Raw genomic sequence first — 12,409 nt, 5'->3', positions numbered from 1 at the left:
ACCAATACCCCAACCACTTCCACCACAAACTCCCAATCACCATCCAAATCAGCAGGTTAATTACACTAAGGACAAAACCGGTTTTCCACCATTCCCCCAGCGTCACATACCCAGAACCAAAAATAATAGGCGCCGTCCCTGTACCATAGTGGGTTAATGACATCATCAGCGAGGAGGAAAATGCTAATACCAGACCCAGCAGCGCAGGCGGTGCGCCCAGCGCCAATCCTGCGGCAAAGAACGCGGCGAACATAGCGGTGATGTGCGCAGTAGTACTGGCAAAGAAATAGTGCGAATAGACGTACACCAACGTCAGCAAAATCATCCCGCCAATCCAGCCCATGCCAAGATGAGAAATCGCACCACCGACCGTTTGGGAGAGCCAACTAATCAGCCCTAATTTTCCCAGATAGGTCGCCATCATCACAAGCGCGGCAAACCACACTACCGTATCCCAAGCACCTTTGTGCTTGAGCACGTCATCCCAACTCAAAACACCGCTGGCCAACAGAATAGACAATCCGATAAATGCTGCGGTGGTTGGATTTACCGTCCAGTCACTCCCCAATAGGAAAGCCGGGATTCCTGCCCACAGGAAGAGCAACAGCGCGAATACCCCTAGGGTAATTTTTTCCGCCAGCGAAATCGGCCCCAGATCGCGCAGTTTATCTTTGGCAAATCGCGGCGCATCAGGCGTGCTTTTAATCTCCGGTGGATACAGCCAGTAAACAATTAACGGCATCACCAGCAGAGAAATAATGCCCGGTACCAATGCAGCAATTGCCCACATCGACCATGTCAGCTCAAAGGTCGAATCCGTTCCTTTCAGTAAAAGATTCACAATTAACGGGTTGGGCGCAGTCGCGGTGATAAACATCGCCGACGTTACGGGGTTGATGTTGTAGTTCACTAACGATAAATAGCGACCAATTTTCTCCGTTGAGCCCGGCTCCGGCTTCGAGCCAAAACTATCGGCAATCGACTTCATTATGGGGTGGATGATCCCCCCACCGCGCGCGGTATTACTTGGCGTAACCGGCGCTAACGTTGTTTCAGCAAGCGCCAACGCATAGGCAATGCCCAGCGTTTTTTTGCCAAACAGCGAAATAAAGTAATAACCAATGCGTGCCCCCAGCCCCGTTTTATTGAGGCTCAGGGAAATCATGATGGAAATCCCGATCAGCCAAATCAGCTGATTTGAAAAACCACTGAGCGCATCGTCCAGCGCAGCGGTGGGCTTACCCGGATTCGTGACTTGTGTAACGGCCACCAGCGCAATAGCAATAATGGACACGGCACCAATCGGCATCGCTTTACCAATAATGGCTGCAATGGTGCCCACGAATAGCGCAAGCAAGTGCCATGCATTTGGACTAACGCCCTCAGGCACAGGGATCACGAACCAGATAATCAATGCGATAGCGATGGAGATCAGCGAAGGTATAGGTTTAAGCGGTGTTAATTTACCCATATTGTCATCAACTCTTCCAAAGTGAGTCGGTATCTCAAAGCGAGACAGGCAAGCGTAGTTAGGTTTTGCACCTTACATCATACGTTTTATAGGCTCACTGCGCACGGGCCATGTGCATGCGATTGGGTGTATGACAGTGGTTTATCCAAAAATCAGTAAGCACAGTTATCCTCATCTGCGCTTACTGCTCAACTTAACAATTAACCTCCTGAAACAGCAATCGGTTCAAAACATCATCACTACATGCAACATTGTCTACCACTTCACAACGAGAAAGATTGTCATCCAGCTCATATTGAATGAACTCATGGATCTTCTTCATCCGAGGCCCATACTTAGCTTCGCTGGCTTCACATTTTGCATGCAATAATTGCGCTATTTCATCCAATAAATCAGCGTCATCGACAGTACCAGCCACTAATTGCTCGAAACGCATAGGCGGAACACCTTTACCTGCTTCAATCCAACGCACCGCCAGCAATGGCCGCAACACATAGAAGTATTTTTTCAAGCGAACTTCTTCACCTTGCAGATACCCACGAAAGTTTTTCCGCGCCATCGACAAATAGTGATAACGCCCACGTAAGCCAGAGAAGTAATCGGGCAACAATGCTCTTAATGCAGCGGTCGCCCTTTCCTCATTGCGATAAACAATCGGGGAATCCAGCCATTCCATCAACGTTGGGTTCGAGCGTTTTATCAACCCCAACGTTTTACGTAGCTCCCAGCCACACACGTCTAACTCATCGTCAATTGGCATTTCTATCACATCACGACCGGGCTCAACTCGCAGATACCATTCTGGTCGATGAACGTAAATAAAGCGCACATCATAATCACTGTCCGTTGAAGCAAATCCCCAGCCTCGGCTGCCTGATTCACAGGCGTACAATATGCGTATCTGATATTCCTCTTCCAACGCACACAGCGTCTGTTGAATACGCATCCGCATTGCGGCGCTTACGCCGCATGAAGTTCTGAGTTCCATAGGTAACATTACACCCCTTTAATTTGTATAAGCCCGTTTAGCACCTGATCTAATCCACCAAACACGGATATTTTATCGATACGCTCTGCGACTCTTTCCAACGTTTCTAACTCTTTTAGGCGCAGCGCCACGGGGTTGTTTTCCATGACTTTCGCCGTATTTAATAACGATCGCGTCGCAGAGGTTTCTTCACGACGGCGGATCACATTAGCCTGAGCCAATTTTTCCGCTTCAACCACACGCGACAAAATGGTTTTCATATCACCCGGTAAAACAATGTCTTTAACACCTAGCGATACGACCTCAATGCCATAGCCAACCAGTTTCCGCGACACCTGCTCACTCACGATGTCGTCTATAATCTGCTTATTCTCCAGCAACTCGTCTAATGTGCGTGTACCAACAGCCTCACGCAGCGCGAACTGCAACTCGCGATAAATGTGCTCCAGCGGTTTAGCAACCAAAGCAAATGATTGCAGCACATCGCTGTAGCGCCAGTTAGCGGCTAAGTTCAACCGAAGATTCACTTTGTCACGGGTCAATATCTCTTGCCCGCTGACTTCTAACACCTGCAAACGGGTATCAACAATTTCGGCTTCCACCGCATGGTTGAAGCGCCAATATCCACTAATACCAGGGCTTAACAACGCCTGTGTTGCACCATCAATTTTTAATATGCCGACATGCCACGCTGGCACCTGCACCAATAACACCCCTTCTCCACCTTTAATCGTACGGTTGCGTAATTTCGGTTGATGCAGCGCAGCCACAATCTCTGACGGTACTTCTACATTATTAGCCTCAATTCGTTCGATGCGTTGCTGATTGCCATTCAACCAATAAAGACGACGCGTCCCCGGTGGCAATATTTCCTGTAAAATGTCATTTTCATAGCGCAGGCCGATCTCTTGTTCAGATAAATCCACCGCGGTGCAATAGCGTTCAACCCACTCAGGCTGGTAGCTGCGTAAATGTTCGGCCAGTGCGGGCTCCACTCTGTTATCGCTAAGATTAACCACCGTCACTGCCAGCTGATTAGTCCAGTCAAAAAAGCGATATTCTCCCGCTTCGAGTACTTTCTGATAATCGCCTTTCTTCGTCAGTAAACCGATCTGCCCTTTTTGTATAATGATGTTCTTACGCATATTTTTTCTTCCTTGTGATTAATTAGCCCGCTGTCTTAGAAAACGGGCAGTGACGCGAAGCGGGTGGGGAGAACTCTCTAGCCGATACTCGCGCTAACGAGACCTTGCCACCTGCCCAGCGTGTTAGCTGGTTTTCTACGACGGTAACCATTAACGGCTTGGCTACACGGGCTGGCACTACAATAAATTTCTAAATTTCCTACCCATCAGGAATATTTGATGTTCTGGGATTCGAACCCAGGTTAACCAGGCCATCTACCGCTGGCAGAACACATCGCAGATAACGCAACTTGGCGTTCTTGATGTGCCGGTGGGAGTTTAGAATCCCTACGACCCCAGCAAGTGGCGTTATAAATATTGCCAAAAGCGTGCCATTTTTTAAAAACAGCAAAATAAAAAATTAATCACATGAAAAATAAGATATTTATTTTTATTACTTGCGATATCACCTTGAATCAAATGCGTGTAAAGTTATCTTAAAATATCGTCATTTATAATTTAGGATAAACAATGAAGCGCAGAGTCGTTATTGGTGTGCTGGGCACTGTTCTGGATAAGCGCGGTAAACGAGCAAATCGTTGGAATAAATGGCGACCGACGGTAGGACTGTGCCAACAGCCTGATTTGCCCATTGACCGGCTCGAACTTCTGTATCAGCCAAGAGCTCTCGGCATGGCGCAGCAGGTAAGCGATGATATTGCCCAGCTCGGCAGCACTCAGGTTTGCCTGCATCAAGTTAATCTGCACGACCCGTGGGATTTTGAAGAGGTTTATACTGCATTTCTCGACTTTGCCACCCATTACCCTTTCGATACCGATAACGAAGAGTATTTAATCCACATCACCACCGGCACCCATGTGGTACAAATTTGCTGGTTCCTGCTCGCGGAGGCCCGCTATTTCCCAGCCAGCCTGCTACAAACCTCGCCAGCGCCTAAAAGCCAAGAGAAAACCGAGGCCACTCCCGCCGGTGTTTACTCCATTATCGATCTTGACCTTAGTCGCTATAGCAAATTAACCCGTCGCTTCCAGCGCGAGCAGCAGGCTTCAATTTCATTTTTGAAATCGGGAATTGCCACTCGTAATACCACCTTCAATACGCTGATTGATCAGATTGAACGCGTTGCCTTACGTTCGACGGCACCTATTCTGCTGACTGGCCCCACCGGGGCGGGTAAGTCATTTTTGGCACAGCGTATTTACCAGTTGAGACAATCACGGCACAAAGTTAGCGGGCGATTTGTGGCCGTAAACTGTGCGACGCTACGCGGGGACAACGCGATGTCGACCTTGTTTGGTCACATCAAAGGGGCATTTACCGGTGCGCTACAGGCGCGTAGCGGCCTGCTGCGAGAAGCCGACGGCGGCGTGCTGTTTTTGGACGAAATCGGAGAGTTAGGACTCGATGAACAGGCCATGCTGCTCAAAGCAATCGAAGAAAAAAGGTTTTTACCTTTTGGCTCAGATAAAGAGGTTTCCAGCAATTTTCAACTCATTGCAGGCACCCATCGCGATATGCGGCAATGGGTCAAGCAAGGACGTTTTCGCGAGGATTTATATGCGCGCATCAATATGTGGACTTTTCCTCTCCCCAGCTTGGCGCAGCGGCGAGAAGATATAGAGCCGAATCTGGATTTTGAACTCAACCGCTATAGCCAAGAACAGCAAGCACAGGTGAGTTTCAATAAAGAAGCACGTCAATGCTATCTGCAATTTGCCTGTTCCGAGCAGGCTGAATGGCGAGGAAACTTCCGTGAACTAGCGGCTTCGGTCACCCGTATGGCAACACTTGCGGATACAGGGCGTATTGATGACGAACTGGTACAAGAAGAAATCGCTCGGCTACAACAAAACTGGCAAAAAGATCAGCCAGAAATTTTACCCGATCTCCCCGAGTTAGATCTGTTCGATCGCAGCCAATTAGCCAGCGTGATCAGCGTCTGCCGCTCGTCAGACAGCTTATCCGAGGCAGGACGTAAGCTATTCTCCGTATCACGCCAATTGAAAAAACAGCCCAATGACGCCGACCGTCTACGTAAATATCTGGCGCGTTTTGGGCTAAGTTGGGAGAGCATCAAAGGAGAATAACTGCCCTAGGGCACATCTCGCACTCTCGAGCACAAGATCAAGGCCACTACCGCCAGCGCTGTCGCTAGCCAATATACCGCGTAGTGGCCTAATGTTTCAGCCAGCGCGCCTTGTAATACCCCTGCCATAATCACACCGGTCGAAATACTGTTGGTGAATAGCGTCGTCGCACTGCCCGCTCGACCCGGCATTAAATCTTGAAAATAGAGCATGCCGATACCGGCAATAATTCCGATGAACACCGCGTTAAACAACTGCAACACCATCAATGCCAATTTGAATTTAAACAACACCAAACCGGCATAAAATAAGATCCCAGCGGCAACGGCAAACAGCATCATGTTACGTTTACCAAAACGTTTAACGTAGTAACCCGCTAGAATCATCGCGGGAATCTCTAAACCCGCAGCAGTCCCCATCAAGAGCCCTGCCAAATTTTCTGGCAGACCAAGATCCTGCGTGATATACAACGGCATATCAATGATATACATGGTATTGCAGGTCCACATCAGCATGGAGGAGATAAACAGCATCACCACGTTTTTGTCGCCAAACGCATTGGTGGGAATAACGACGGCTTCACCCGTGGTTTCTGTGCGGGGCATTGATGGCAACATAAAGGCCACCAGCACAATCGCAAGAATAAACACGGCAGCAGCAATCAAATACATAAAAGTGAAGCCGTAATTCAGCGCCAACATGAATGAAAGCGGCGGCCCAATCACCCATGCCAAAGAGAGCTGTGCTCGCATCACCGAACTAAACATCACAACTTCGCTGGCTGAACGGTCGGCATATTCACGCGCTAAGGCAAAAATCTGCGGCATTCCCGTATTCGCCAGCGCTGCCAAGAAAACGCCTGCGGAGATCAGCAACAAATAACTGCGACAAAACGCAAACAACAGGCAGTTTCCCACCGCCATTGCGCAACAAAACATGATCAGTTTGCGACGATCGCCCTGACGATCGGAACGCTTCGCTAGCAAGAAACTCACCGCAATCCCGACAATCGCATTCACCGTATAAAAGAGGCCAACCCAAAGGGGACGCACCTTCACTTCAGTCGTTAAAAATAAACTTAGCGTAGGAGCCTGAAGCGCTCCCGCAATTCCGGTTAAGAATGCAACAATCAAAAACGCGGCATAGATGGGATTAATTCGGCGGCGAGCAGTCAACAAAGAGGTCATCCTGATTTCCTAAGCTGGCATTATCAAATACGGCTGGCAGTACGATAACAGAAAAAAACCAGCAGGCAGACCTGCTGGTCGGTGAAAAGCACCATTACTCAGAAACACTCTTTGATGTCGGAGAGACAAATGATTACTCACCTCTTTCTCTTTCATCTGCTGAAATTATCTGCGTAATATAGGGAAAGAAAAATTGATAGCTTTACCTAAAAAGGTTCCTCTTTTATGGCGACGTCGCGTTTACAACATCAATTCATCCGCTTATGGCAAAGTTTTCAAGGCAAATCAGCGGAAACCACGCTAGCCGATCTGGCAGAAACGCTCAGTTGCTCGCGTCGTCATGTGCGAACCTTACTCAACGCTATGCAGCAACAAGGATGGTTACATTGGCAGGCCGAGTCTGGACGTGGTAAACGCTCCACACTCACTTTCCAATCAACTGGCCTTCAGGTACAGCAGTTACGCGCCGAAGAGCTGTTAGACCAAGATCACATCGAGCAGTTAGTGCAACTGGTTGGCGACCGCAGCTCAGTGCGCCAAATGCTGCTCTCTCAGCTAGGACGCAGCTTCCGTCAGGGTAAGCATATCCTGCGTATTCTTTACTATCGCCCGCTGTTTAATTTGCTTCCGGGAACGCCAATGCGTCGCTCCGAAACCCATTTGGCCCGACAGATATTTAGCGGCCTCACTCAGCTAAATGAGGAAAACGGGGAACTCGAGCCCGATCTAGCGCATCACTGGCAGGCTTTAACGCCGCTGCATTGGCGCTTTTACCTACGCCCCGCTATTCGTTTTCATAACGGACGCGAGCTAGAAATGGCCGATGTGATCCACTCTCTTGAACGACTGCGGGAACAACCGCTGTTTTCACATCTGAAAAGCATTACCTCCCCAAATCCGTACGTTATTGATATTCAAATAAGCACGCCAGATGAGTGGCTACCGTGGCTACTCGGCAGCGTCAACGCCATGATTCTACCGCGCGAATGGAAATCACTGCCCAATTTTACTCGCTCCCCCATCGGGACTGGGCCCTATCAGGTGGTACGTAATACCCAGACTCAGCTTAAAATCCGCGCCTATGACGACTACTTTGGTTTTCGCGCGCTAATCGATGAAGTCAATATCTGGGTGTTACCCGAAATTTCGGAAGAACTGGTGCACGCAGGCGTGCAGCTTCAGTCCGATGAAACCGGAAAAGATGAATTAGAAAGTCGTTTGGAAGAGGGCTGCTATTTCATGCTGTTTGATCAGCGCTCAGCAATCACCTCCGACCCCGCAGTGCGTGAATGGCTGTGTCAGGTCATCAACCCTATCGCGTTGCTGAATAAAGCGAGCAAGATCCATCAACGCTACTGGTCACCTGCGTATGGCATTTTGCCTCGCTGGCACCACAACCTACTGATTAGCGATAACGAGAAACCGGCCCATCTGACCCATCTCACGCTGACGGTGTACACCAAGCACTCGGAGTTTCACGCAATATTTTTGGCATTAAAACCGCTGCTTGCAGACTATGGCGTTGAGCTCACGATGCAAGAAATCAGCTATAGCCGCTGGTATGAAGGCGATGCAAAAAGCGATCTGTGGCTGGGTAGTGCTAACTTTTACATGCCGCTCGAATTCTCGATTTTTTCGATGATGTATGAATTGCCTCTGCTACAGCACTGCCTGAGTGGCGATTTGCAGCAAGATGCCAGCCAGTGGCGTAACAACGCTCTGCCGATGGCGGAATGGAGCCAACGTCTAGTGCAAGAGCATCAGCTTCACCCCCTATTTCATCACTGGCTCAAACTCCACGGGCAGCACAGCATGCGCGGTGTCCGGATGAACACTCTCGGCTGGTTCGACTTCAAATCCGCATGGTTCGCGCCTCCAGCGCAATCCAACGAAAGCGATATTCACGAATTAACCGTTTCTACCGGCTGTGAAAAACCTCGATAACGTTATTAATCCTTTCTAATAACACATGCTCTCTTTACAATAACGCGCTGTTCTCAACGGGGTGCAGAAAACAGAGTTGGATCGGCGATCTAAAAACGCCGTGAGCAAGCGTTCAGCCGATGGAGGCCGGAGCGGAGTAACCGCAGCATACAATAGTATGTGAGGATTACGAGCACCGCACGACATCGGATCAACGCGGGCGCAACCAGTTTTTTGCTGAGAGAAACCCGTCGAACCTGATCCGGATAATACCGGCGGAGGGATTTGAGAGCGTATCCACGCTTGCTCAAAGACCTTTGCGACCTGACTTAACTCACGGAGTGCAAAGTGTTGAAACGAATAATTCCTGCCTTGATGCTGATATCTACGGCCTTTGCGGTGCATAGCGCTGCCGATAAACCGGTTCTAACGGTTTATACCTATGACTCTTTTGCTGCGGAATGGGGGCCTGGCCCGAAAGTGAAAGCCGCTTTTGAAAAAGAGTGTGGCTGCGAGCTGAAATTTGTGGCGCTAGAAGACGGCGTTTCGGTGTTAAACCGCATTCGAATGGAAGGCCAAAAGAGCAGTGCCGACGTAGTGTTGGGGCTGGATAATAACTTGGTGCAGGCGGCGGAAAAAACGGGGCTGTTCGTGCCTAGCAACGTTGATACGCAGACACTCACTGTCCCTGGCGGCTGGCGGAATAACACATTTGTGCCTTATGACTATGGCTATTTTGCCTTCGTTTACAACAAAAACACATTGAAAAATCCGCCAACTAGCCTGAAGCAATTGATAGAAAGCCCTGAAAAATGGAAAGTGATTTATCAAGATCCACGCACTAGTACACCCGGTCTTGGCCTGATGCTGTGGATGCAAAAGGTGTATGGCGACCAAGCGCCACAGGCGTGGCAAAAATTGGCGCAAAAAACCGTGACGGTCACCAAGGGGTGGAGCGAAGCGTACGGTTTATTCCTTAAAGGCGAAGCCGATTTAGTCTTGAGTTACACCACATCGCCGGCGTATCACATCATCGAAGAAAAAAAAGATAACTACGCCGCCGCTGAATTTAGCGAAGGGCACTATCTGCAGGTAGAAGTTGCAGCGCAGCTTGCGGGCAGCAAACAACCAGAACTGGCACATAAATTTATGCAGTTCATCACAACACCGGCATTCCAGAATGAAATGCCTACTGGAAACTGGATGTATCCGGTTATCCAAACGACGCTTCCACAGGGCTTTGAACAGTTAAACGTCCCCGCTAAGGCTCTCGAATTCACCCCAGCCGAAGTCGCTCAAAACCGCGCAACATGGATCCGCTCATGGCAAGCCGCCGTCAGCCGTTAATTCCATTCTGGCTACTTCCAGGGCTGTTCGCCGCCATTGCTATTATTGCCGTGGCGACGGCAGCGTTTAGCGCCCTTTGGCGTCACGCTCCGGAGTCGGATTGGCATAGCCTGTGGCAAGATGACTACCTGTGGCATGTCGTGCGTTTTACTTTTTGGCAGGCGTTTCTGTCCGCCATGTGCTCCGTATTCCCTGCCATCTTGCTCGCACGGGCGCTGTTCCGTCGCCGATTCATCGGCAGGCAGCTATTGCTGCGGCTCTGTGCCATGACACTGGTGCTACCGGTACTGGTCGCGGTCTTCGGTATCCTCAGTGTTTATGGAAGGCAAGGCTGGCTGGCGCAAATTTGCCAATGGCTGGGGATTGATTACGCATTCTCGCCTTATGGTTTACAGGGCATTTTGCTTGCGCATATCTTCTTTAACCTGCCGTTAGCGGCGCGCCTATTGCTACAGGCGCTGGAGAATATCCCCACAGAGCAACGCCAGCTCGCCGCTCAACTCGGCATGAGCAGTTGGCAGCAGTTCCGTTTTGTTGAATGGCCCTATCTGCGCCGCCAAATCCTGCCCGCTGGCGCGCTCATCTTTATGTTATGTTTCGCCAGCTTTGCCACCGTGCTGTCTCTTGGCGGGGGCCCTCAGGCGACGACTATCGAACTCGCTATTTATCAGGCCTTAAGCTACGACTACGACCTCAGCCGGGCTGCGCTTTTAGCCATGCTGCAACTGTTCTGCTGTTTAGGCTTAGTGATGTTGAGCCAAAAACTCAGCGGTATTCTCCCCGTCGGCCATACACGAGCCATCAAATGGCGTAATCCGCAAGACACTCTCTTCGCTCGCTGGATCGACGGTAGCGTAATTTTATGCGCCCTGCTGCTTATTCTGCCCCCGCTGTTTGCCGTGGTTGCTGATGGCTTAAATCAGGCGGTTAACCGCGTGCTCGTCCAGCCTATTTTGTGGCAGGCCACGCTTACATCGTTAAAAATTGCACTCGGCGCTGGTTTGCTGGCCGTGTTGCTAACCATGATGCTGTTGTGGAGCAGTCGTGAACTGGTGCTGCGCCAGCGACGCTGGCTGGGGCAAGGCATGGAGTTAACCGGAATGCTGATTTTAGCGATGCCGGGCATTGTGCTAGCCACCGGCTTCTTTTTGCTGCTCACGGATACCATTGGCATTCCACAGTCCGCCTACGGATTAGTGATTCTAACCAATGCCCTTATGGCCATCCCGTACGCGCTTAAAGTGCTTGAAAATCCAATGCGCGATCTGGCTGAGCGTTATAATCCGCTGTGTCTATCGCTGCGCATTCAAGGCATTAACCGACTCAGGCTGATTGAGCTACGCGCGCTTAAGCGCCCGCTGTCTCAAGCCATGGCGTTCGCCTGCGTTCTGTCCTTGGGGGATTTTGGCGTGGTGGCACTATTTGGCAATGAGCAATTCCGTACGCTGCCATTCTACCTTTATCAGCAAATTGGGGCTTATCGCAGCCAAGATGGTGCAGTCACCGCGCTGTTATTATTGATCTTGTGTTTCTTACTTTTCACTCTGCTGGAACGCCTTCCAGGGCGGGATAAATCATGATTACGCTGAACGATCTCACTTATCTCTATGAGCATCAGCCGATGCGTTTTTCACTCGATGTTTCTGCGGGAGAGCGGATTGCCATATTGGGGCCAAGCGGCGCAGGCAAAAGCACTCTGCTGGCGTTAATTGCGGGTTTTCTCATGGCAGACAAAGGCACGGTGATGCTTGATGGTATCAATCACACCAACACGCCCCCCTCTAAGCGCCCCGTATCTATGTTATTTCAAGAGAATAATCTGTTCTCTCATCTGAGCATTGAGCAAAATTTAGGATTAGGGCTTGATGCGGGATTACGTTTGAACCGCACTCAAAAACAGCGCTTACATGAGATTGCGCAGCGGGTCGGAATTATCGATTGTTTACCCCGATTGCCGTCCCAGCTTTCTGGTGGACAACGTCAACGGGCAGCGCTGGCGCGCTGTCTGCTGCGTCATCAGCCCATCCTGTTGCTCGATGAACCCTTCTCCGCGCTCGATCCGGCGCTACGTGGCGAGATGCTGCAACTGTTGGAACAGGTGTGTTCAGAGCAAAACCTCACTCTGCTGATGGTTTCGCACAACCTCGATGATGCCGCGCGCATTGCGTCGCGCACGTTGCTGATCGCCGATGGACGATTCGCCTACGACGGCAGCACCCAAGATTTGCTCGATGGGAAAGATCCGCTGGCTGCGGCGCTA

At 50.2% G+C, this 12,409-nt stretch carries 9 protein-coding genes and 1 riboswitch; of the genes, 5 read left to right on the top strand and 4 right to left on the bottom strand.

The features are described from left to right. From RSC70_RS20590 to RSC70_RS20580, 3 genes are all read right to left on the bottom strand, one after another. Nucleotides 1–1,471 (bottom strand): DASS family sodium-coupled anion symporter (locus RSC70_RS20590; RefSeq protein ID WP_039185769.1); only part of this gene is annotated, 1,471 nt, incomplete at its 3' end. A gap of 193 nt (nt 1,472–1,664) precedes the next feature. After that, on the bottom strand, nt 1,665–2,468 hold the full coding sequence (locus RSC70_RS20585) for a nucleotidyltransferase domain-containing protein (protein WP_302796508.1): 804 nt from the start codon (nt 2,466–2,468) through the stop codon (nt 1,665–1,667). Next, the gene (locus RSC70_RS20580) at nt 2,468–3,604 is read right to left on the bottom strand and encodes a slipin family protein (RefSeq protein WP_096080334.1); all 1,137 of its coding nucleotides are present in this window, start codon (nt 3,602–3,604) and stop codon (nt 2,468–2,470) included. The genes RSC70_RS20585 and RSC70_RS20580 overlap by 1 nt, the downstream gene beginning before the upstream one ends. A 510-nt stretch (nt 3,605–4,114) precedes the next feature. Between RSC70_RS20580 and rtcR the strand changes: the two genes are divergently transcribed. Further along, a complete protein-coding gene (rtcR, locus tag RSC70_RS20575; protein ID WP_332543453.1) occupies nt 4,115–5,692 on the top strand; it encodes an RNA repair transcriptional activator RtcR in 1,578 nt (525 codons plus the stop codon). Between the two features lie 5 nt (nt 5,693–5,697). Here the strand turns inward: rtcR and RSC70_RS20570 are convergent, their stop codons facing one another. Continuing rightward, a complete protein-coding gene (locus RSC70_RS20570; RefSeq protein WP_039185762.1) occupies nt 5,698–6,879 on the bottom strand; it encodes a sugar efflux transporter in 1,182 nt (393 codons plus the stop codon). Between the two features lie 225 nt (nt 6,880–7,104). Between RSC70_RS20570 and sgrR the strand changes: the two genes are divergently transcribed. The 4 genes from sgrR to thiQ form a co-directional block, all read left to right on the top strand. Further along, nucleotides 7,105–8,823 (top strand): HTH-type transcriptional regulator SgrR, encoded by a 1,719-nt coding sequence (sgrR, locus tag RSC70_RS20565; RefSeq protein ID WP_008814615.1) that lies wholly within the window; start codon nt 7,105–7,107, stop codon nt 8,821–8,823. A 185-nt stretch (nt 8,824–9,008) separates the two neighbouring features. Beyond that, nucleotides 9,009–9,103, top strand: a riboswitch (TPP riboswitch). Nucleotides 9,104–9,150: 47 nt separating this feature from the next. Further along, the gene (gene thiB, locus RSC70_RS20560) at nt 9,151–10,149 is read left to right on the top strand and encodes a thiamine ABC transporter substrate binding subunit (RefSeq protein ID WP_008814616.1); all 999 of its coding nucleotides are present in this window, start codon (nt 9,151–9,153) and stop codon (nt 10,147–10,149) included. Then, on the top strand, nt 10,125–11,729 hold the full coding sequence (gene thiP, locus RSC70_RS20555) for a thiamine/thiamine pyrophosphate ABC transporter permease ThiP (protein ID WP_224451970.1): 1,605 nt from the start codon (nt 10,125–10,127) through the stop codon (nt 11,727–11,729). The genes thiB and thiP overlap by 25 nt, the downstream gene beginning before the upstream one ends. After that, a partial coding sequence (gene thiQ / locus RSC70_RS20550; RefSeq protein WP_332540581.1) for a thiamine ABC transporter ATP-binding protein ThiQ occupies nt 11,726–12,409 on the top strand: 684 nt, incomplete at its 3' end. The genes thiP and thiQ, both read left to right, overlap by 4 nt.

The organism is Hafnia sp. (assembly GCF_036648275.1).
GTDB classification, from domain to species: domain Bacteria; phylum Pseudomonadota; class Gammaproteobacteria; order Enterobacterales; family Enterobacteriaceae; genus Hafnia; species Hafnia alvei.
This window is presented reverse-complemented; position numbering and strand designations above follow the sequence as displayed.